The sequence below is a fragment of the Streptomyces sp. MST-110588 genome (genome assembly GCF_022695595.1).
GTDB lineage: Bacteria > Actinomycetota > Actinomycetes > Streptomycetales > Streptomycetaceae > Streptomyces.
In genome coordinates this window covers 5,160,297-5,181,398 of the sequence record NZ_CP074380.1, presented here as the reverse complement: position 1 = coordinate 5,181,398, position 21,102 = coordinate 5,160,297, and the positions used below count along the sequence as shown (strand labels likewise).

Sequence of the window (21,102 nt, the reverse complement as noted above, 5' to 3'; positions counted from 1 at the left end):
GAGGGCATTGGACCGGAAAGGGAGACGAAAAAACAGATCTTGACTTGGGCACGACAGCCGCGTACGGTACCGGGCCCTCCGATTACGGCTGCCGGGCCCCGGGTACGAGGTGCAGGGCCCCGGCGCAGAGCTTCGGGCGCGAAGCTTCGGGACCGGGGCACCGGGCGTTGCCATGTGCTCCGTACGCCCGCCGTTCGTCCGCTGTGACGCGCCCCGCGTACGTCAACGGGCGCTCCGGTCACATCCGTTCAAACTTGGAGTGATTCCGTGCGCCCCCTATGCACCGAGACCGTGGGTTAGGTCACGCTTACCGCCAGTTCCCCTCGGGAAGTAAGGACCGTAGAGTCAATTGGCGGCGCGCCATGTCGACCGACTCCCTTTACCGACCCTTTGAGGACGGACTCCGTCATGCCTCGACCGACTGCCGCACAGCTCGCCTACGGTTCGGCCACCGTCATCCTCTCGACCCTCGCCATGCTGCTGCTCTCCCAGACGCAGGCCGGAATCGGCATCGCCGTCATCGCCATCGCCGGGCTCGGCCTCGGTCTGCTCGTGGCGATGACCGCACCCATGCCCCGGACGGCCCGTGGTACCGGGACCGCACGCCGGCGTACGGTGACGATCGGCCGTACGGTGACGGGCGCCCGCACTCCGGCGCGTACCGCCGTACTCGCGCCGCGCACCGAGCGCATATCCCGCCAGCGCGCGCACCCGGCGGGCACCGCGGCGGGCCGGGTCGGCGAGCACTCGCGCTGATACCCGAACTCATCCGGCACGGACCACCACGGTCCGCGCCGCCTTGTCGTGCAGACACTGCTGGTACGGCCGGTCCCACAGGCACCACAGCGAGTTGAGCAGCCAGAAGAGCGTGCCGACGAAGAACGGTGTGAGCAGCCCCGGCAGGACGTACACCGCGGCTCTCAGCCAGCCCCGGCCCGCGGGCGCCGATCCGTCGGCGAGCATCGCCACCCGGATGCCGGTCAGCTTCTTCCCCAGCGTCTGACCGCCGCGGGCCAGCAGCACGCCCTCGTACACGAAGTACAGGAGGAAGGCCGCCGCGGAGGCGATCATGTTGCGGGTGACGTCCTGCTTGCCGGGGTGCTCCACGGCGTAACGGGTGGCGCCGGTGACGCCGAGCATCAGCATCCACAGCACGCAGAGCACCACCAGGTCGACCAGCCGGGCCAGGAAACGCTGTCCAAGCGAGGCGAGGGGCGGCGCCCCTTTGACCGGGCCCGGGGCACCTCGTAAAGCGGCGGGCGGCTGGTCGCTGCTCATACGAGGAGTCAACCAGCCGCCCGTCGGCGCGGGAAGGGCCCGGCGGCGCCGTGCGTGAGGGGGTGCCGCGCCCGTCAGATGCCGCGCCCGTCAGGCGGTGGAGACCACCACGGTCTTGACCGCCTTGTCGTGCAGACACTGCTGGTACGGCTTGTCCCAGGTGCACCACAGGACGTTGACGAGCCAGAAGACGAAGCCGCAGCAGGGGACGATCTCCGGCAGCGTGTAGACGGCGGCGCGCGTCCAGCCCGCCTGGCCGGTCGGTACCGCCCCGTCCGCCAGCATCGCCACCCTGATCTTCATCAGCATCTTGCCGAGGGTCTGGCCGCGGCTGGTGAGCATCAGCCCTTCGTAGACCAGGTAGGCGAGCATGGTGATGCCGGAGACCATGGCTTGCCGCGCGGCCTGCGCGCTGTCGGTGCTGGTGTAGTCCACCCCGCCCACCAGGAAGGTCATGAACCAGCCGACCGTCACGCAGATGATGAAGGAATCGATGATGCGGGCGAGCAGCCGCCGCCCGCGGCCCGCGAGCGGGGGCATACCGGCGAGCGGATCGGGCATGCCGTACCCGCCGCCGTAGGGGTTGTGGTTGTCGGCGTACGGGCCGCCACCGGGTCCGCCGCCACCGTACGGGCCGCCGCCGGCCGGGCCCGCGGGGTCCGTGCCGCCACCGTACGGGGAGCCACCGTAGGGGGAGCCCGCGGCCGGGGCGCCCGCCGGGGGACGCGGTTCCCGCTCCCCCGGCTTCTTCAGGAACGGGTCGTCCTGTGGCGGTTCACCGGATCCGGGCCCAGGCTGGTCGCTGCTCATGGCCCGAGTCGAACCCGCGCGGCGGACCGCCGCATCCGGCGTGCGCCGTTCGGGGGACTGCCGGGACTGCGGTTGACGAGGCCCGAGATCGGGCGCCCGAGAACGGACGCCCGGAACCGGATGCCCGGATCAGGCGGCGCGCCGGGCCGCTCAGCCCTGGGCGACGAACGTCCGCGCGGCCTTGTCGTGCCAGCACTGCCGCCACGGACGGTCGAACAGGCACCACACCACGTTGACGATCCCGACGGCCAGTACCCCGAGCACGCCGTACACCAGCCAGCGCTTCAGCGCGGCGCCGAAGGACGGGGAGTCGTGCCCCTCGATGTCCAGCACCTTGACGCCGCACAGCTTCTTGCCGAGCGTACGGCCCCATTTGGCGGTGGGCAGCGCGTCGTAGAGGACGCCCGCGACGAGCAGGGTGGCCAGGACGATGCCGAGGTAGGGGGCGGTCGTACCGTCGAGGAGGTAGACCGTGACCTGCCGGCCGGACTGCTTGGCCGCCTCGACCTTCTCGTCGATGTGGTCGCCGGCCTTGATCCACAGCGGCACGGCCACGGCCCCGGTGATGCCGCCCAGGACGAGGGTGTCGATCAGCCGGGCCAGCAGCCGGCGGCCGAGTCCGGCCGGTCGGCCCTGCTCCCGCGCCGCCGCGAACGGGTCGTTGACCGGGGGCTTCCAGGGGATGACGCCCTCGGGGGCGCCGCCGCCCTGCGCCGGACCGGGGCCCGGACCACCGACGCCGGGAACCGGGCCGGGGGTTGCCGGAGCGCTGCCGTGCGGCGGGAATCCGGCGGCGTGCGGGGTCCCGTGCGGCGCGCCCCGCGGTGCCATGGCCGGGCCCGGCGTCCGGGGGCCGTGCGCCGTGGGGGCGGCGGGGGCGGTGGGAGCCGGCTGTACGGGGCCCGGGACGGCCGGGATCTGCGGGCCGGGCAGCGCCTGGGAGTGCGGTTGCGGCTGCGCGGGTGGCCGCGGTTGCGGCTGAGGCTGCGCGGTGGTCCGGCCGGCCGGACCGCCGGCGGCCGGCTGCCGGGCGGGCCCGGGCTGTCCGGGTACGCGCTGGTCCGGAGCGGCGGCCCTGCCGGGCGCCTGCCGTGCGCCGCCGCCGGAGGGCAGTACCTGCGGGGCAGTGATCCCGGGCGCCGCGGACCCGCCTCCCTCGCCCCGGGAGCCGAGGCGGATGAACATCGTCTCGCCGCCCTTCTTGGCGGCACCGCCCTCTCCGGCGTCGTCCGGCCCTTCGGCCCGTACCGCCCGGATCGTGGTCGTCCTGTTGTCGGTGTTCTCACGCGGGCCGGCGTCCCGGTCGCGCCCCAGCGCGCGGATGGTGACCGTACTGTCCGACCTCGGGGCGTCCGGCCCGTCGGACGCGGACGGCGAAGAGCCCGAAGCCGGTGAAGACGGCGAAGCCGACGGTACGGACGGCGCAGCGGACGCGGCGGAGGCACCGGCAGCAGCACCGGCAGCAGGAGCGACACCGGTCTCGTCCCGCTGCGGCGGCACCGCCGGGGAAGCCTCCTCACCGGGCCGGCCGGCCCCCTGCGCGCCCCAGGAGATCCGCCGGTCCTGCTCGCCGCCGAAGCCTTCCTGCTGCGAGGCGTCCGCCTGCCAGGCCGGGGACGGTTCGGCGGGGCGCACGGCGGACGGCCGGGCCGGGTCCTGCCAGGGGATGGCGGCGGGACGGGCGTCGGATTCCCTCCCGGTCCCGCTGTCCGCCGCGGCCTGCGGCTCGCCCTCCCCGTCAAGGAAGACCGGCCCGGTCTCCTCCACCGCCGGTGCGGGGGCCGTAACCGGTGCGGACGCCGGGGCCGCCGCCGGTGCCGGAGCGGGCGGCGCCACCGCCACGCCCGCGGGCGGCGCGGGCATCGGCTCCCCCTCGCCCGGCGCCGGGCGGCTCGTGCCCGGCACCCACGCGGCACCGCTCCAGTACCGGATGTAGCCGGGGATGGACGGGTCCGGGTAGAAGCCCGGCGTGGGGCTGCCGCCGGCGGATCCTGACGTAGGGGCGCTCATGTCCGAAGTCCCGTATCTGTTCTCGGCCTGGTGTGTGCGCTGGGTGGGGCAGGTTCAGGTGCAGTCTGCCGCAACGCAGCGTCCACATCTATCAGACCCGGGGCCGGCTCCGCGGCCGTCCCCGCTCACTACCACCTGGAAGGGGTTCGCGAAAAAAGTTGTACGAAGTCGCGTAATGGCCCCGCGGGTATGGCCTCTATCCATGTACGGGCTCATTCACCGGGACCACCGGGGCCCGCACCGGGCAGGCAGACAAGAGAGGCGGACCGCGTCATGCACACCGTGGTGGAACGAGAGCTGGAGCTGGACCTGGTGCTGTCGCCGGAGCGCAGCGTCCCCGTACCGGCCCGGCTCGCCTACCGTACGGTCGACCCGTACGCCGTCCACATCACCTTCCACGTCGGCTCGAACACTCCCGTGAGCTGGACCTTCGCGCGCGAGCTGCTGGTGGAGGGGGTGTTCCGCCCATGCGGGCACGGGGACGTGCGGGTCTGGCCGACGAAGGTGGACGGGCGCAGCGTGGTGTGTGTGGCGCTGAGTTCGCCGGACGGCGACGCGCTGCTGGAGGCCCCGGCGGCGGCGGTGTCGGCATGGCTGGAGCGCACACTGCGGGTGGTGCCGCCGGGGACCGAGCAGGAGTACCTGGGACTCGACAAAGGGCTGAGCGCTCTCATGGCGCTGTCCCCCGGGACGAGCTGTGGCTCAACGATCCATGGCCCTCCGACGAGTCCCCGGAAGCCGGCACGTGACGCGGCACGTACCGCGGTACGGAACCCGGCGCGCGGCCGGAACGCACCCCGGTACGTGCCCCGGCGCGCGGCCCGGCACGTGATCCGGCGCTCAGGCGCCCGAGCCCGCGCCCGCCCCCGCTCCCACGCCCGCTTCGGCGAGGCCGGCGAGGGTGTGGGTGCGCGTGAGGAACTCGATGGCGTGACCGTCCGGGTCGTTCACATAGACGCCCCGGCCGCCCATCAGGTGGTTGATCCGCTGTGGCTCGTGGTGGTGCGGGTCGGCCCAGTAGGGCAGCCCGCGCTCCTGGATACGGCCGAAGATCTCGTCGAACTCCTCCTCGGAGACCAGGAACGCCAGGTGCTGCATGACGATGGCGTCGGCCGGGACGAGCGAGTCGGCGTAGTCGATGGTCAGTCCGTTCCCGACCGGTACGGCGGCGAAGGGGCCGAAGGCTTGCGGCTCAGGACCGTCGATCAGTTCCGAAAGGAACCGTGCCGAAGCGAACTTGTCGGTGGCATGAATGATCGTGTGATCGAGCTGTACGGGCACGGTGGGCCTCCTGCATCCGTCGGTGCTGTCAGGGCCATTGGTGCTGTCCACTCCTGACCGTACGGCTCCGCCCGACCACCCCGGTATCGGGATTTGGGCCTACGACCCACGGCCCACGACCCACGGCACATGCCCGGACCGGACCGGGACCGCACCGGACCGCGTCACCCCGGTCCCGCCCCGTCCCCCGCTTCGCCGGCGGGAACGGCCGTCCGGGCACGGCGCGCCGTCATCAGCCCGGCCGCCGCCGCGGCGACGGCCAGGAGCACCGCGGCCACGCCGAGCGCGTACCCGGCCCCGGTCGCGGCACGCGCGTCACCGGCCGCATCGAGGTAGACCCCGCCGATGACGGCGACACCGAGGGTTCCGCCGAGTTGCTGGACGGCGTTGAGCAGCCCCGCCGCGGATCCGGTCTCCTGCGGTCCGGCCGCCCCCAGCGCAGTGGTGAAGAAGGGCGGTGTGAACAGCCCGGCGCCCAGCCCCGCCAGTGCGAGGGCGAACGGAAGGGCTGTCGGGTAGACGCCGGGGGCAGCGGCGCGGTAGGCGAGCACGGCGCCGGCCAGCCCGCCGGCGACGGTGGCAAGGCCGGCGTGCATGACGCGGGCGCCGTACCGGGGGACGAGGTGGGACCCGGCTGCCCATGATGCGACGGCCAGCCCCGTGGACCAGGGCAGCAGGGTGAGCCCGGCGGTCAGCGGCCCGTCGTGGAGGCCGAGTTCGAGGTGGAGGACGACGGTGGTCATGACGCCGTTCACGACGGCGAAGAACAGCGTGGAGGTGGCCAGCGCGGCGGGGAAGGCACGGCCGCGCAGCAGGGCGGGTTCGATCAGCGGGGCTCTGCCGCGGCGGGCGGTACGGCGCTGCTGGGCGACGAACACCGCCAGGACGGCGGCGCCGGCCGCGGCGGTCACCCACGCGGCGGGCCCGGGGTGGCCGGTGGCGAGCGGGCAGACCAGCAGGGCGGTGCCGAGCATGGCCAGTACGGTGCCCGCCGGGTCCAGGCGGGGGCGGACGGGGGCACGGTCTTCGCGCAGCCGGGGTAGGACGGCCAGGACGGCGGCGGCGAGGGGGAGGTTGACGAGGAAGACGGCGCGCCAGGAGGAGCCCAGCAGGTCGGCGTGGGTGAGGAGGCCGCCGAGTGCGGGACCGGCGACGGCTGACAGCCCCATGACGGGCCCGATCGTGCCGAGGGCCCTGGGCAGTTCGGAGCCGGTGAACATGGCGCGGATCAGCCCGAACGTCTGCGGGACGAGCACGGCCGCGGCGCCGCCCTGCAGAGCACGCAGGGTGATGAGCACGGCGGTGGTGGGAGCGAGCGCACACGCCAGGGAGGTCGCGGCGAAGGCGAGGACCCCGGCGCGGAAGACGCGTTTGCGGCCGTGGATGTCACCGAGGCGGGCGCCGGTGAGCAGGCCGAGGGCGAAGGCCAGGGTGTAGGAGGCGCTGAACCACGGGATGCCGGCGTCCGGTCCGCCGAGCTCGGTGTGGATGACAGGGGCGGCGACCTGGACGATCGTGGCGTCGAGGAGGTTCATGGCCTCGGCTGCCAGGAGTGCGGCGAGTGCGATCCAGCGCCACCGGTACGGCTCGGCGGGCGGGCCGGCCGGACTGGGGGCTCCTGGCGCTGCGGGCGCGCCGGCGGATGTGCGGTTGGTTGGTGTGCCGGTGGTGGACCTACCGGTGCCAGGTGTGCTGCCCATGGCGCGGGACATGTGGTCTCTCCCTGGAGGTACGGGTGTTGACGGGTCGGCGACCACCGTGCCCGCCACCCCGTACCGGCTTCCATTTCTCCGGGTCCAACAGGCGATTACTTCCATCCGGGTCGGCTAGTTTGCTGAATATGCTCGTACTGGATGATCTGGACCGGGGACTGATCCACGCTCTCCAGGTGGACGCGCGGGCGCCGTTCACTCTCGTCGCCGAGGTGCTCGGCTCCTCGACGCAGACCGTCGTCCGCCGCTACCGGCGCCTGTGCGCGCAGGCCGGGCTGCGGGTGGTGGCGCTGCCGACGCCGCGCAGCGCGGGCACGCTCCAGTGGTTCGTACGGCTGACGGCCGCGACCCGCAGCGCGCACGACATCGCGGTGGCGCTCGCGCGCCGGCCGGACACCTCATGGGTACGGCTCACGTCCGGCGGCACGGAGATCGCGGCGATCATCCACACGCCACCGACCGGCCCGGACGCACACGCGCTGCTGCTGCGCGACATCCCGCGTACCGCCGGCATCACCTCGGTCTCCGCCCACCACCTGCTGCACACCTACCTCGGCGGGCCGACCGTGTGGCGGGGGCGGGTGAACGTCCTGGACGAGGACCAGCAGGCCCGGCTGCGGGCCGGACGGGACACCACCGGCACGGGCGGGCACGCCCCGGCCCCTGAGAGCGAGCCGTACGACCCGAGCGCACCGTGTGAGCCGTGTGAGCCGTACGTGCTGACCGACGCGGACCGGGCGCTGCTGGGCGCGCTGCGCGAGGACGCGCGGATCAGCTACGCGGACCTGGCGGCGGCGACCGGCGTCTCGGCGGCGACGGCGGCCCGCAGGCTCGCCGAACTGCGGGCGCGCGGCGCGTTCTTCTTCGATGTGGACGTGGAGCCGGCGCTGCTGGGTGTCACGGTGTCGGCGCTGTTGTGGATGCAGGTCGTCCCGGCGCACCTGGACGCGGTGGCGACCGCGCTGGCGGGCCACGAGGAACTGGCGGTGGTCGCGGCGACGACCGGGCCGACGAACCTGGTCGCGCACGCGCTGTGCCGGGACGCCGAGGCGCTCCACGCGTACCTGACGCGGCGCGTGGCGTGGGAGGCGGTGACGCGCATCGAAACGGCGCCGGTGCTGCGTACGTACAAGGCGGCGGCGACCCTGCGGACAACTCTGGCGCCCTGACGCCCTGAGCTTGTTCTTCAAGGCCGGACCGGACCGGTCGCGTCATGCGACAGCGGGACGCGGACCGCTCAAGCAAATCCGCTGGCACCGACAGCCTTCCGGTGACAACACTGCACCGGTGAACACCCTGCCACCGACGCCCGACCCGCTCCTCCTGCCGGGACGGGACCCGCGCACCCACCACCTCGTTCTCGACTATGTGGACATGCACGCCCTGGTTGCCGACCTGGCGCTGCCCGGCGACGCGTCAATGTACGTCATGAGCGCGTTGGAAACCTCCCGCGAGCTCATCCGGCACTCCTACTACCGGTACGAGTTCGCCACCGTCGCCGTCACGCATTCCCTGTTCGCCTTGGAGCACGTCCTCGCCGAGCGTCTGGCCACGAAGGAACCACTGCACGTCCTCATTGAGCGGGCCACCGACGCAGGGCTCATCACGGCCGGACTCGCCGCCGAACTCGACCGCAGCCGACTGCTGCGCGACAAGCTCGCGCAGGGCGCCGAGTCAAGTGCTGCTCTCCGCCCGCTCCGGGCCGTCGCACTGGTGCGTGCCGTCTTCGATGCCGTCTCCCTGCTCCTTCGCCCACCGTCCACGGCAGAGGCGTCAGCCGCCGACGTGGACGCAGCACAGCCCGAAGGCCAACTCGCCCGGCTGTGGGAGGACCACCTGCGCGCGCCGTTCCCCGACGGCTTCCGCGGCGTGGACTTCGACGGTGCAGACCTGGTCCTCCTGGACGCCGACGTCGCCGGCCTCGTGCAGAGGGAACTGAAGGGCGGACTCGACGACAGTGGCATCGCCTACCTCCGGGGCTGCATCGCCGACCTCGACAAGATCATTCCTCTGATCAATGAGGAGTACTGCACCTCCTACTTCACAAAACTTCGGACGATGGCCCAGGCCGCAGCAGCGCCCTACATACCCACCGTGAGCTGAGCTGACGCCCTGACGCACGAGGAGGCGCGTCCTGCGCGGACCTCGGGCAGGCCTTCGCCGACGCCTTGGGCGCCCTGACGCCCTACCCCCGGTCGCGGTAGGACTCCAGGAGTCGCAGCCAGACCTCGCTGATCGTCGGGTACGCGGGAACGGCGTGCCACAGGCGCTCGATAGGGACCTCGCCGGCCACGGCGATGGTGGCGGAGTGCAGCAGTTCGCCGGTTCCGGGGCCCACGAAGGTGGCGCCGAGGAGGACGTCGCGGTCGAGGTCGACGACCATGCGGGCCCGGCCGCGGTAGCCGTCGGCGTACAGGCTGGAGCCCGCCACCGAGGACAGGTCGTAGTCCACGACGTGGATGCGGTGTCCGGCGCGCTCGGCCTCGGCGGCGGTCAGGCCGACCGAGGTGGCCTCGGGGTCGGTGAAGACGACCTGCGGGACGGCGGCGGAGTCGGCGGTCGCGGCGTGGGCGCCCCAGCGGTCGTTCTCCAGGGTGGGTACGCCCTGGGCGCGGGCGGCGATGACCGCGCCCGCGATCCGGGCCTGGTACTTGCCCTGATGGGTGAGCAGCGCACGGTGGTTGACGTCGCCCACGCCGTACAGCCAGCCGCCCGTCACGGCCGTGACCAGGCAGCTATCGTCCACCTCCAGCCAGGAGCCGGGGCGCAGCCCCACCGTTTCCAGGCCGAGGTCGTCGGTGCGCGGCGCGCGGCCGGTGGCGAAGAGGATCTCGTCGGCGGTGATCTCCTCGCCGCTGTCCAGGGTCGCGGTCACCGGCCCGTCGGGCTCCTGCCGCCGTACCGCGGTCACCGACACCCCGGTCCGCAGGGTCGCGCCGGCCTCGGTCAGGGACTCGGCGACCAGTTCGCCGGCGAAGGGCTCCATCTTGGGCAGCAGACCCTCGCCGCGTACGAGCATCGTCACGGCGGAGCCCAGCGCCTGCCAGGCGGTGGCCATCTCGACGCCGACGACCCCGCCGCCGACCACGGCCAGGCGCGGCGGCGCGGACCGCGCGCCGGTGGCCTCGCGGCTGGTCCACGGGCGGGCCTCGGCGAGTCCGGGGAGGCCGGGCAGGACCGCGCGGCTGCCGGTGCAGACGGCGACCGCGTGCCGGGCGGTGAGCAGCCGCGCGTGGTCGGTGCCGCCGTCGACCAGGACGCGCCGGGGGCCGTCGAGCCGGCCGTGGCCGCGTACGAGGTCGATGCCCTGCGAGTCCAGCCACTGGACCTGTCCGTCGTCCTTCCAATGGGAGGCGAAGGCGTCCCGGCGGGCGAGGACCGCGGCCGTCTCCAGCGGGCCCGCCACCGCCTGCCGCAGGCCGGGCAGCCTGCGGGCGTCGGCGCGGGCGGCGACCGGGCGCAGCAGGGCCTTGCTGGGCATGCAGGCCCAGTACGAGCACTCGCCGCCCACCAGCTCGCTCTCGACGATCGCCACGCTCAGCCCCTGGGCCCGGACCCGGTCGGCGACGTTCTCGCCGGTCGGCCCCGCCCCGAGCACCACGACGTCGTACGCATCGGTCCCTGTCATCGGCTCATCGCTCCCTGCGTCGGCATGTCGGCCTCGTGCCCCTGCCCATCCTCTGCCGGAGCGCCCCGCGCGGCCACAGGGCGTACGCGCCGGAGTTGGCGCGGGCGGCGGCCTGCGGCGGACGGTGCGGCTGCTGAGCCCTGTCGGCTTAGGGCTGGAGCGCCTGCTCGCGGACGCTGGTCAGGATGTCCTCGACCGTTGCCCAGAAGTCGGCTTCCTCGGTGAGGCCGTCGAGGTCGAGTTCCCTCTCCAGGAGCGTGGCCACGTGGGTGACGGCCTTCTCGTCGGCCCCCAGGTCCTTGGCGAGGTCGGCGTCCGGGTACAGACCGCTGACGTCGCACCGCAGCACGTCCGCCAGGATGACCTTGGCCCTGGCGATCACCGGGTCCTCGTCGAGACGGCCCGTGGAGTCTTCGTAGAGCTCGTCGCGGATGCCGCCGGGGGCGTTCCGGGGCGGCCCCGCACCGTCCTCGCCGTTCTCCAGCCCGTCGAACAGGCCACCGCTCATCGTCGTCTCCGTCCAGTCGCCCACGACGCGCGCGGGGGCGCGGGCGCGGGTACACATGTGACGATCAGCTTTCCCCTCACCGGCCGTGCGCGCGCGGAGTGCTTCCAGCCGCCCGGAAAATTCACTCGGATAGGTGAAGAATGGGCTGGTGAGGGGTACGGAAGGCCGACGGCGCGCGCCGACGGGACGCCCTATGGCCTTACACGGCCTTACGGTCCCGCAGTCGTACGTCAGAACAGTTTGCCCGGGTTGAGCAGGCCCAGCGGGTCGAAGACCTGCTTGATACCGCGCTGCAACTCCAGCCCCACCGGCCCCAGTTCGCGCGCCAGCCACTCCTTCTTCAGCACGCCGACACCGTGTTCGCCGGTGATGGTGCCGCCCAGTTCCAGGCCGAGCGCCATGATCTCGTCGAAGGACTCGCGGGCCCGGCGGGACTCGTCGGCGTCGGCGGGGTCGAAGCAGACGACGGGGTGGGTGTTGCCGTCGCCCGCGTGGGCGCAGACGCCGATGGTCAGACCGTACTTCTCGGCGATGGCCGTGGTGCCGTCGAGCATGGCGGCCAGGCGCGAGCGCGGTACGCAGACGTCGTCGATCATCGTCGCGGGCCTGACGCGCTCCAGGGCGGTCAGCGTCAGCCGGCGGGCCTGCAGGAGCAGGTCGGACTCGGCGGCGGAGTCGGCGGGGACGACCTCGGTGGCACCCGCCGCCGTGCACAGCTCGGCGACGGCGGCCAGGTCCGCGGCCGGCTCCGGGGTGTCGAAGGCGGCGAGGAGGAGGGCTTCGGTGCTGTCCGGCAGGCCCATGTGCGCCATGTCGTTGACCGCGCGGACGCTCGTACGGTCCATCAGCTCCAGCAGCGACGGCGCGTGCCCACGGGCCATGATCTCGCAGACCGCGTCACAGGCTGCCGCCGCGGAGGGGAACTCGGCGGCCAGCGCGAGCTGGCGCGGGGGCTCCGGCTTGAGGGCGAGCACGGCGCGTACGACGACGCCCAGGCTGCCCTCGGAGCCGACGATAAGCCGGGTGAGGTCGTAGCCGGCGACGCCCTTGGCGGTGCGCCGGCCGGTCTTCAGCAGCCGGCCGTCGGCAAGGACGACGTCCAGGCTGAGGACGTACTCGGCCGTCACCCCGTATTTCACGCAGCACAGGCCGCCGGACGCGGTACCTATGTTCCCGCCGATCGAGCACTGCTCCCAGCTTGAGGGGTCCGGCGGGTAGTACAGGCCGTATTCGTTGACGGCGCGGGAGAGGACGGCGTTGATGACGCCCGGCTCGACGACCGCGACCCGGTCCACGGGGTTGATCTCGATGATCCGGTCCATCTTGACCAGGGACAGGACGATGCAGCCGTCGGAGGCGTTGGCCGCGCCCGACAGGCCCGTACGCGCCCCCTGAGGGACGACCGGTACGCGCAGCGCGGTGGCCGTACGCATGACGTGCTGGACCTGCTCGACGGTGCGCGGCAGCACGACGACGGCGGGCGTGCCGGCCTCGCAGAAGCTCGCCATGTCGTGGGCGTAGGAACCGGTGACGTCGGGGTCGGTGACGACCGCTTCCGCCGGGAGCCCGGCGCGCAGGTGTGCGATGAGGTCCATAGAGCCAGCCTGGCACCGATGGACCGCACACGGAAGATCACCTCCGGGAGGCCCGGGGGCGGCGCCTCGGGGCGGGGCCTCGGGGGCGGGGCAGAGCCTCGGGGCCGCTGCCGCCCTCCTCGTACGACCGCACGCCGCGGCCCCGCCGGGTCAGGTCCGGCGGGGCCGCGGAGCGGGGGGTGGCGGCCCCTGGGCGGGCCGCCGGCCGGGAAGCGGGTGCCAGGGCTGGGCAGGCAGTCCGGCCGGCGGTGGAATCAGAGGTTGCCGCGCTTGGCCTGCTCGCGCTCGATCGCCTCGAAGAGAGCCTTGAAGTTGCCCTTGCCGAAGCCCATCGAGCCGTGCCGCTCGATCATCTCGAAGAAGACGGTCGGCCGGTCCTGGACCGGCTTGGTGAATATCTGGAGCAGGTATCCGTCCTCGTCGCGGTCGACCAGGATCTTCAGCTCGCGCAGCGTCTCGACCGGTACGCGGGTCTCGCCCGCCCACTCGCCGAGGGTGTCGTAGTAGGAGTCGGGGGTGTCCAGGAACTCCACGCCGGCCGCGCGCATGGCCCGTACGCTGGCGACGATGTCGTTGGTGGCCAGGGCTATGTGCTGGACGCCGGGGCCGCCGTAGAACTCCAGGTACTCGTCGATCTGCGACTTCTTCTTCGCGATCGCCGGCTCGTTGAGCGGGAACTTCACCTTGCGGGTGCCGTCGGCGACGACCTTGGACATCAGCGCGGAGTATTCGGTGGCGATGTCGTCGCCCACGAACTCCTTCATGTTGGTGAAGCCCATGACGTTGTTGTAGAAGGCCACCCACTCGTCCATCTTGCCGAGTTCGACGTTGCCGACGCAGTGGTCGATGGCCTGGAAGCGGCGCGGGCCGGGTTCCACGATCGGGTCGGCGGCGACGAAGCCGGGAAGGTAGGGGCCGTCGTATCCGGAGCGCTCGACCAGGGTGTGCCGGGTCTTTCCGTACGTGGCGATGACGGCGCGTACGACGGTGCCGTTCTCGTCCTTGGTGTCGTACGGCTCCTCGATGCCGGTGGCGCCGTGCTCGACCGCGTAGGCGTAGGCGGCGCGCGCGTCCGGGACCTCGATGGCCAGGTCGATGACGCCGTCGCCGTGGGTGGCGACGTGGTCGGCCAGGAAGCGGCCCCAGTCGGTGGCGGGCTTGATGACGGAGGTGAACACGAAGCGGGCGCTGCCGGATTCGAGCACGTAACTGGCGGTCTCGCGGCAGCCGTTCTCCGGTCCGGAGTAGGCGACGCGCTTCATGCCGAAGGCGGTGGCGTAGTAGTGCGCGGCCTGCTTGGCGTTGCCGACGGCGAAGACGACCGCGTCCATCCCCTTGACCGGGAAGGGGTCGGCCTGCCGAGAGGTGTCAGGGGTGTGATCGGTGGTCTGAGTCATGGCGGCAGCCTCCCTCTGAGGCACAAGATGCGCAATAGTTTGTACCCCTGCTGGGCAATGTGTATAGACGGTCATGGGAAACGCCGGACGATCTGTACATGATGACCATCATCAACAGGAGGACCGCTCATGACGATCGATCATTTGGACGGAAGACTGCTCGAACTGCTCGCCGAGGAGCCGCGGATCGGCGTTCTGGAGGCGTCCCGCCGGCTCGGTGTGGCGCGCGGTACGGCGCAGGCGCGGCTGGACCGCCTGCAGTCCAACGGGGTGATCCGGGGGTTCGGCCCGGATGTGGACCCGGCCGCGCTGGGCTATCCCGTGACCGCCTTTGCCACCTTGGAGATCAAGCAGGGCCAAGGTTCGGATGTACGTGCCCATTTGGCGACCGTTCCAGAGGTACTGGAGTTGCACACGACGACCGGACACGGCGACATGCTGTGCCGGCTCGTCGCCAGATCCAACGCGGATCTACAGCGGGTCATCGACCGCGTAGTAGGTTTTGATGGCATCGTGCGGGCATCGACGGCCATCGTCATGGAAAACCCGGTTCCGCTGCGCATTATTCCGCTGGTCAAGCAGGCATCGGGCGGCTGACCGGCCGGCCGGGGGCCGGCCGGCCGCGGGCGGACGGGTGGCCGGGCGACGGTGACCGGGCGACGGGTGACTGACCGAGGAACGTCGGGCGGGTGACCGAGGAGGCCACGAGTGAGCTTCTGGGAGTACGTCGGCAGCCGGCACGCACAGTTGCTGACGGATACGTTTCAGCACGCCAGCGCGGTCTTCCAGTGCATGGTGCTGGCCACCGTGCTCGGGGTCGCCCTGGGCGTGCTCACCTACCGCAGCGAGTGGGCCGGCAACCTCGCCGCCACCACCACCGCGACGATCCTGACGGTCCCCTCGCTGGCCCTGATCGGTCTGCTCGTCCCCCTCGTCGGCCTGGGCGTGGCCCCCACCGTCATCGCCCTGACCCTCTACGGACTGCTGCCGATCGTCCGCAACGCCGTCGTCGGGCTGCGCGGTGTGGACCCCTCGCTGATCGACGCCGCCAAGGGCATCGGCATGTCCCGTACCGTCCGGCTGCTGCGGGTCGAACTACCGCTGGCCTGGCCGCCGATCCTCACCGGCATCCGGGTCTCCACCCAGATGCTCATGGGCATCGCCGCGATCGCCGCCTACGCCTCCGGGCCCGGGCTCGGCAACGAGATCTTCCGCGGCATCGCCTCGCTGGGCAGCGCCAACGCCCTGAACCAGGTGCTGTCCGGGACCCTGGGCATCGTGCTGCTCGCCCTCCTCTTCGACGCCGCGTACGTCCTGATCGGACGGCTGACCATCTCCAGGGGGATCCGTGTCTGAGCCTGCCGCGCCCAATGCCGGATCAAGCGCCGGACCAGGCGGCGCCGAATCGGGTGCCGGATCAAGCGTCGCGCCGAGTACCAGGCCAGGCGGCACATCAGGTGTCGCGGGGGCGGTGTCCGGCGCCGGCATCCATCTGGAGAACCTCACCAAGACCTACCCCGGGAACGCCGGGCCCGCGGTGGACGACGTCACCATGGAGATCAAGCCCGGCGAGGTGGTGATCCTCGTGGGCCCCTCCGGCTGCGGCAAGTCCACCACACTGAAGATGATCAACCGGCTGATCGAACCGACCTCCGGGCGCATCATGATCGGGGACGAGGACGTCACCGGCATCGACCCGGTCAGGCTGCGACGCAAGGTCGGTTACGCGATCCAGTCCTCCGGGCTCTTCCCCCATATGACGGTCGGCCAGAACATCGCGCTCGTCCCCAGAATGACCGGCTGGTCCAGAAGCAGGATCGCCGAACGGGTCGAGGAGATGCTCGACCTGGTGGGCCTGGATCCGGGCGAGTTCCACGGCCGCTATCCGCGCCAGCTCTCCGGCGGCCAGCAGCAGCGGGTCGGCGTGGCCCGGGCGCTGGCCGCCGACCCGCCCGTCCTGCTGATGGACGAGCCGTTCGGCGCCGTGGACCCCATAACCCGCGACCACCTCCAGGACGAGCTGATCCGGCTTCAGCACGAACTGCACAAGACGATCGTCTTCGTCACCCACGACTTCGACGAAGCCATCAAGCTCGGCGACCGCATCGCCGTTCTGCGCGAGCGCTCGCACATCGCCCAGTTCGACACCCCCGAGGCCATCCTCACCAACCCCGCCGACGACTTCGTCTCCGGCTTCGTGGGTGCCGGCGCGGCCCTCAAGCGCCTGAACCTCACCCGCGTACGGGACGTGGGCGTGGCCGCCTTCCCCACCGCCGCGGTGGACGACCCGCTCCAGACGATCTTCGATCTGCTGGGCTCGGGCCCGGTCACCGAACTGCTGCTGCTGGACCGGCACCGGCGCCCGTACAAATGGCTGCGGCGCGGCGACCTGACGCTCGCCAAGGGGTCACTGGCGCGGGCCGGCACCCTGGTCCACCACACGGTCAGCCGCGACGCGACGCTCCGGGACGCGCTGGAAGCGGTGCTCACCGACAACGCGGGCCGGGTTGCGATCACCGGGCGGCGCGGTGAGTACATCGGCGTGGTGGACATGGAGACGCTGATGAACAACGTCCACGAGCTGCTGGAGGCGGACCGGCTGGACGCCGCCGAGCACCAGCAGGAACTGACGGAACAGCGGGCCCGGCGGACCCGGGCGGCGCAGGAGGGGCTGGATACCGGGGCCGGGGCGAGTGTCGTGGGGAGGCAGGTGAGCGGCTCCGGCGAAGCGGGCGAGGGGAACGGGGAGAGGGAGAGGAACGGGGGCAGGGGCCGGGACGGGGACGGTGAGGACGGCGGCCCGCGGGGGGCGGGGTCATGACTCCCCGGAACGGCGACGGCGACGGCGGCGGCGACCGGCCGCGGCACGGTGAGCGGCCACCGGGCGAGCACGAGGTCCGCGGGGCGGCCTTCCGCGACGAGAGCCGGGCCGCGGAGCCGGACACCGTGGCGGCCGGATCACATGCAGCCGGATCGGGTACGGCCGGATCGCACACGGCCGACGCGGATACGGTCGGGCCGAAGGCGCTCGGCCTGAAGATGTTCGGGCCGAGGGCGTTCGGACAAAAGGTGTTCGGGCCCGGTACGTCCGAGGAGAAGGGGCCCGCCGCCCCGCGCCCCCGCCGCATCACCTGGCGCAAGGCCGCCTTCCTGCCGTCCGTACTGGCCGCGGCCCTGCTCATCACCTGGCTGTGGTTCCGCGGCGCCCAGCTCGACTCCATCGCCCACCAGGCGGTGGACGGCGGCAAGGTCTGGATCGCCCTGCGCCAGCACATCGCGCTGACCGCCGTCTCGACCTTCTTCGTCCTGATCATCGCCATCCCTCTGGGCATCGCGCTGACCCGCGCCAGGCTGCGCAGGGCCGCCCCGCTCGCGATGGCCGCCGCCAACCTCGGCCAGGCCGTCCCCGCGCTGGGCCTGCTGGTCCTGCTGGTCATCTGGCTGGGCGTCGGCGCGCGGGCCGCCGTCATCGGCATGGTCCTGTACGCCGTACTGCCGGTGCTGGCCAACACCATCGCCGGACTGAACGCCATCGACCCGACGCTGACCGAGGCTGCGCGCGGTATCGGGATGTCACCGCTGGGCGTCCTGGGCCGGGTCGAGCTGCCGCTGGCCGTACCGCTGATCCTGGCCGGGGTGCGCACCGCGCTCGTACTGAACGTGGGGACCGCCACGCTGGCCACCTTCGGCGGGGGCGGCGGCCTCGGCGACCTGATCTCGGCGGGCATCATCACCCAGCGGATGCCGGTCCTGGTCCTCGGCTCCGTACTGACCGTGGTCCTGGCCCTGCTGGTCGACTGGCTGGCCTCGCTCGCCGAACTGCTGCTGCGCCCACGGGGACTGGAGGGGACGGACTGATGGCCACACGCACGACCGTACGGGTACGAGCGGTGGCGCCCGCCGCCGCGGGAACGCTGCTCGCCGCCTGCGCCGTACTGAGCGGCTGCGGACTGGTCAGCGGCAGCCCGCTGAGCGACGCCGTCGAACCGGGCTCGGCCGGCCGGGGCAAGCCCCTCAAAGGAGCCCAGCTCACCGTCACCTCGAAGGAGTTCACCGAGAACATCGTGCTCGGCCAGATCATGGGCCTGGCGTTCAAGGCGGCCGGCGCGACCGTCATCGACAAGACCAACATCCAGGGCACGATCGGCGCCCGCGAAGCGGTCAAGTCCGGCACGGCGGACGGCATGTTCGAGTACACCGGCACCGGGTGGATCACCCACCTGGGCCACGACAAGCCGATCGCCTCCCCCCGGGCGCAGTGGGAGGCGGTCCGCACCGAGGACCGCCGCAACGGCCTGGACTGGCTGCCGCAGTCCACCCTCAACAACACCTACGCACTGGCGCTGAACCCCGCCGACCAGAAGAAGCTGGGCGTCAAGACCCTCTCCGACGTCGCCGCACTGTCCAGGAAGGACCCGGACGCCGTCACCCTGTGCGTGGAGAACGAGTTCTCCACCCGCAACGACGGCCTGCCGGGCATGGCCAAGGCATACGGCATGAAGATCCGCTCCACCAACATCCGCAAGATGACCGGCGGCGTCGTCTACACCGAGCTGTCACGCGGCGGCACCTGCACCTTCGGCGAGGTCTTCACCACCGACGGCCGCATCAGGGCCATGGGCCTGCACGTCCTGAAGGACGACCGGCACTTCTTCCCCAACTACAACGCCGCCCCCGAAATGCACGCCGCCACGATGAAGAAGTATCCGCAGATCGCCGACGTCCTCGCCCCGATCACCCGCGCCCTGGACAACACCGTCGCCCAGTCCCTGAACGCCAAGGTGGACGTCGACGGCCAGGACCCCCACGAGGTCGCCAAGAACTGGCTGGTCGAACGGGGCTTCATCAAGGAGGGGTGAAGGTGGGCACCCTCAACGACGGGCGAGCGCATCGTGACCCACCCCCGGATCTACAGTCCGCCGAGCACCATGGAGACGGCGCTCACGTTCCTCCGGGACATCCGCAGCTCACCGGTGGCTGTTCGTCTCCAAGAAGGCCCACGCCACGGGGACATCTTCGAGCGGCTGTGCCGTAAGGCCGGCGTCCGGGGCAACCTTGTTCCGGACGCTTATCTCGCCGCGCTCGCCATCGAGTCGGGCTCGGACCTTTACACCGCGGACCGCGGTTTCGCCCGCTTTCCCGGGCTGCGCCGGCACCATCCCGTCGAAGCGGACTGACCCCGCGCCGGTCTCAGCAGGCGGGGACGTTCTTGCCGGCGCGCAGGGACTTCAGGGCGTCGAGGGCGCCGGTGAGGGTGGTGACCGGGACGAGGCGGACACCGTCGGGGGCCGTGGCCCGGGCGTCGGAGCACTGCTGCTTGGGCACGAGGAAGACCGAGGCGCCGTCGCGGCCCGCGGCCTGGACCTTCAGGGGGACGCCGCCGACCGGGCCGACCTTGCCGTCGGCGGTGATGGTGCCGGTTCCGGAGATCTTCCGGCCGCCGGTCAGGTCGTGGCCCGCGCCGTCGCCGTCCAGCTTGTCGATGATGCCGAGGGAGAACAGCAGACCGGCGCTCGGGCCGCCGATGTCCGCCATATTCAGCTTGATCCGTACGTCCTTCGGCGACTTGTGGAGGTGGCCGAGGGCGGCCTGGACGGCGGTGTCCTGGGACTCCTTCATCTGCGCGGCGTTGTGCTCGGAGACTTCCCTGCTGTTCTTGCCGACGGGGTAGACGGAGTCCCGCGGCATGACGGCCTCGTCGGTCGCGAACCAGCCCTTGACGATGTCACCGAGGCGTACGGGGACGTCGGGGCCGGTCGCCACGATCGCCACCATCCGGAGCTGGCCCGTGGTCTTACGGGTCGGGGTACCGCTGATGGTGATCACCGGCTTGCCCTTGTGCTCGCCGAGGACGTCCGCCGTCGAACCGGGGTAGGCCAGGGAGAACGGCAGCGGCGCGAGGGCGGCGGTGATCAGCAGCGCGACGACGAGGACAGAGCTGACCAGCAGGGCGCGGGTGCGAGAAGACACCCCGCCACCCTAGTTGACGCCGGTGATACCGGCTGACCGGCGTCCCAAGGTCCGGTGCCGCGCTGCGGCCCGTGGCTCGGCCGATGATGCAGCGCGGTGCCTCGGCCCGTGGCTCAGCACGGCGCCTCGGCCCGTGGTTCAGCATGTGGCTCAGCGCGGCGCCCCGGCCCGTGGCCCGGCTTCAGCGCAGGGCTTCGGCGACCTCGCGGGCCGCCTCGATCACCCGCGGGCCGACCCGCTCGGGCACGGAGTCCGCGAGCATGACGACCCCCACGCTGCCCTCGATGCCACTGACGCCCAGCAGCGGTGCCGCCGCACCGCTCGCCCCCGCCTCCAGTTCGCCGTGCGTCAGGGCCAGCCCGGCGTCCTCCGTACGGCCCTGGCGGGCCTTGAGGATGGCCCGGCCCGCCGCGCCCCGGTCCAGCGGGTGGCGGAACCCGGCCCGGTAGGCGACGTGGTAGTCGGTCCAGGTCGGCTCCACGACGGCGACCGCCAGCGCGTCCGTGCCGTCCACGAGGGTGAGGTGGGCGGTGGCGCCGATGTCCTCGGCCAGGGAGCGCAGGGCCGGCAGCGCCGCTTCCCGTACGAGGGGATGGACCTGGCGGCCCAGGCGGAGCACGCCGAGACCCACGCGGGCCCGGCCTCCTATGTCGCGGCGTACCAGGGCGTGCTGCTCCAGGGTCGCGAGCAGGCGGTAGACCACGGTCCGGTTGACCCCGAGCTTGTTGGAGAGTTCGGTGACGGTCAGGCCGTGGTCGGTGTCGGCGAGCAGTTTGAGGACCCGTAGTCCCCGGTCGAGCGTCTGGGAGGTCTCCGCGGTCACGACGCCCCTCCTCGGGTGAGTGGCGGCTCCGACTGGCACGTCGCGCTGCGGTCCCGGTGCAGCGCGCGCGCAGAGGCCGCCGGCCGCTTG

At 72.1% G+C, this 21,102-nt stretch carries 20 protein-coding genes and 1 pseudogene; 10 read left to right on the top strand and 11 right to left on the bottom strand.

What is annotated here, in order from left to right:
• The first annotated feature begins 408 nt into the window (after positions 1 to 408).
• Positions 409 to 756: a hypothetical protein gene (locus tag KGS77_RS22685; protein WP_242584817.1), complete on the top strand. Its 348-nt coding sequence runs from the start codon at positions 409 to 411 to the stop codon at positions 754 to 756.
• A gap of 9 nt (positions 757 to 765) precedes the next feature.
• On the opposite strand, the gene KGS77_RS22680 is transcribed toward KGS77_RS22685, so the two are convergent.
• The 3 genes from KGS77_RS22680 to KGS77_RS22670 form a co-directional block, all read right to left on the bottom strand.
• Positions 766 to 1,278 carry an RDD family protein gene (locus KGS77_RS22680; protein ID WP_242584815.1) on the bottom strand — a complete coding sequence of 171 codons (513 nt, stop codon included), beginning with the start codon at positions 1,276 to 1,278 and terminating at the stop codon, positions 766 to 768.
• 90 nt (positions 1,279 to 1,368) lie between these two features.
• Complete coding sequence (locus KGS77_RS22675; protein WP_242584813.1) at positions 1,369 to 2,088, bottom strand: RDD family protein; 720 nt, start codon at positions 2,086 to 2,088, stop codon at positions 1,369 to 1,371.
• Between the two features lie 150 nt (positions 2,089 to 2,238).
• Positions 2,239 to 4,098: an RDD family protein gene (locus tag KGS77_RS22670; RefSeq protein WP_242584809.1), complete on the bottom strand. Its 1,860-nt coding sequence runs from the start codon at positions 4,096 to 4,098 to the stop codon at positions 2,239 to 2,241.
• A gap of 273 nt (positions 4,099 to 4,371) precedes the next feature.
• On the opposite strand from KGS77_RS22670, the pseudogene KGS77_RS22665 reads away from it, so the two are divergent.
• Positions 4,372 to 4,847, top strand: a pseudogene (locus tag KGS77_RS22665) (SsgA family sporulation/cell division regulator).
• Positions 4,848 to 4,938: 91 nt separating this feature from the next.
• Here KGS77_RS22665 and KGS77_RS22660 read toward each other — a convergent pair.
• Positions 4,939 to 5,379: a VOC family protein gene (locus tag KGS77_RS22660; protein WP_242584807.1), complete on the bottom strand. Its 441-nt coding sequence runs from the start codon at positions 5,377 to 5,379 to the stop codon at positions 4,939 to 4,941.
• Between the two features lie 164 nt (positions 5,380 to 5,543).
• Entirely contained in the window at positions 5,544 to 7,091 is a 1,548-nt protein-coding gene (locus tag KGS77_RS22655; RefSeq protein WP_242584805.1) for an MFS transporter, read from the bottom strand.
• Positions 7,092 to 7,219: 128 nt separating this feature from the next.
• On the opposite strand from KGS77_RS22655, the gene KGS77_RS22650 reads away from it, so the two are divergent.
• Positions 7,220 to 8,260: an AsnC family transcriptional regulator gene (locus KGS77_RS22650; RefSeq protein WP_242584803.1), complete on the top strand. Its 1,041-nt coding sequence runs from the start codon at positions 7,220 to 7,222 to the stop codon at positions 8,258 to 8,260.
• Between the two features lie 118 nt (positions 8,261 to 8,378).
• A complete protein-coding gene (locus KGS77_RS22645; RefSeq protein ID WP_242584802.1) occupies positions 8,379 to 9,194 on the top strand; it encodes a hypothetical protein in 816 nt (271 codons plus the stop codon).
• Positions 9,195 to 9,276: 82 nt separating this feature from the next.
• Here KGS77_RS22645 and KGS77_RS22640 read toward each other — a convergent pair whose 3' ends face one another.
• The 4 genes from KGS77_RS22640 to hppD form a co-directional block, all read right to left on the bottom strand.
• Positions 9,277 to 10,719: an NAD(P)/FAD-dependent oxidoreductase gene (locus KGS77_RS22640; RefSeq protein ID WP_242584800.1), complete on the bottom strand. Its 1,443-nt coding sequence runs from the start codon at positions 10,717 to 10,719 to the stop codon at positions 9,277 to 9,279.
• A 148-nt stretch (positions 10,720 to 10,867) separates the two neighbouring features.
• Positions 10,868 to 11,227 (bottom strand): acyl carrier protein, encoded by a 360-nt coding sequence (locus KGS77_RS22635; protein ID WP_242584798.1) that lies wholly within the window; start codon positions 11,225 to 11,227, stop codon positions 10,868 to 10,870.
• A 230-nt stretch (positions 11,228 to 11,457) separates the two neighbouring features.
• Positions 11,458 to 12,822 (bottom strand): FAD-linked oxidase C-terminal domain-containing protein, encoded by a 1,365-nt coding sequence (locus tag KGS77_RS22630; RefSeq protein WP_242584796.1) that lies wholly within the window; start codon positions 12,820 to 12,822, stop codon positions 11,458 to 11,460.
• 254 nt (positions 12,823 to 13,076) lie between these two features.
• Positions 13,077 to 14,219 (bottom strand): 4-hydroxyphenylpyruvate dioxygenase, encoded by a 1,143-nt coding sequence (hppD, locus tag KGS77_RS22625; RefSeq protein ID WP_242584793.1) that lies wholly within the window; start codon positions 14,217 to 14,219, stop codon positions 13,077 to 13,079.
• A gap of 129 nt (positions 14,220 to 14,348) precedes the next feature.
• Between hppD and KGS77_RS22620 the strand changes: the two genes are divergently transcribed.
• The 6 genes from KGS77_RS22620 to KGS77_RS22595 all read left to right on the top strand — a co-directional run bounded on the left by KGS77_RS22620 (position 14,349) and on the right by KGS77_RS22595 (position 19,396).
• Positions 14,349 to 14,816 carry an Lrp/AsnC family transcriptional regulator gene (locus KGS77_RS22620; RefSeq protein WP_242584792.1) on the top strand — a complete coding sequence of 156 codons (468 nt, stop codon included), beginning with the start codon at positions 14,349 to 14,351 and terminating at the stop codon, positions 14,814 to 14,816.
• A gap of 111 nt (positions 14,817 to 14,927) precedes the next feature.
• Positions 14,928 to 15,575 (top strand): ABC transporter permease, encoded by a 648-nt coding sequence (locus KGS77_RS22615; RefSeq protein ID WP_242584790.1) that lies wholly within the window; start codon positions 14,928 to 14,930, stop codon positions 15,573 to 15,575.
• Positions 15,576 to 15,690: 115 nt separating this feature from the next.
• The gene (locus KGS77_RS22610) at positions 15,691 to 17,040 is read left to right on the top strand and encodes a betaine/proline/choline family ABC transporter ATP-binding protein (protein WP_242584788.1); all 1,350 of its coding nucleotides are present in this window, start codon (positions 15,691 to 15,693) and stop codon (positions 17,038 to 17,040) included.
• Positions 17,037 to 18,077, top strand: a complete 1,041-nt coding sequence (locus KGS77_RS22605; RefSeq protein ID WP_242584786.1) for an ABC transporter permease — start codon at positions 17,037 to 17,039, stop codon at positions 18,075 to 18,077. The genes KGS77_RS22610 and KGS77_RS22605 overlap by 4 nt, the downstream gene beginning before the upstream one ends.
• Entirely contained in the window at positions 18,077 to 19,078 is a 1,002-nt protein-coding gene (locus tag KGS77_RS22600) for a glycine betaine ABC transporter substrate-binding protein (RefSeq protein WP_242584784.1), read from the top strand. Before KGS77_RS22605 ends, KGS77_RS22600 begins: the two co-directional genes overlap by 1 nt.
• A 33-nt stretch (positions 19,079 to 19,111) precedes the next feature.
• Entirely contained in the window at positions 19,112 to 19,396 is a 285-nt protein-coding gene (locus KGS77_RS22595; RefSeq protein ID WP_277994258.1) for a PIN domain-containing protein, read from the top strand.
• A 13-nt stretch (positions 19,397 to 19,409) separates the two neighbouring features.
• On the opposite strand, the gene KGS77_RS22590 is transcribed toward KGS77_RS22595, so the two are convergent.
• Together KGS77_RS22590 and KGS77_RS22585 are read right to left on the bottom strand one after the other, a co-directional pair.
• Positions 19,410 to 20,189 carry a S16 family serine protease gene (locus tag KGS77_RS22590; RefSeq protein WP_242584781.1) on the bottom strand — a complete coding sequence of 260 codons (780 nt, stop codon included), beginning with the start codon at positions 20,187 to 20,189 and terminating at the stop codon, positions 19,410 to 19,412.
• A 181-nt stretch (positions 20,190 to 20,370) separates the two neighbouring features.
• Positions 20,371 to 21,012, bottom strand: a complete 642-nt coding sequence (locus KGS77_RS22585; protein WP_242584779.1) for a helix-turn-helix domain-containing protein — start codon at positions 21,010 to 21,012, stop codon at positions 20,371 to 20,373.
• Between the last annotated feature and the right edge of the window lie 90 nt (positions 21,013 to 21,102).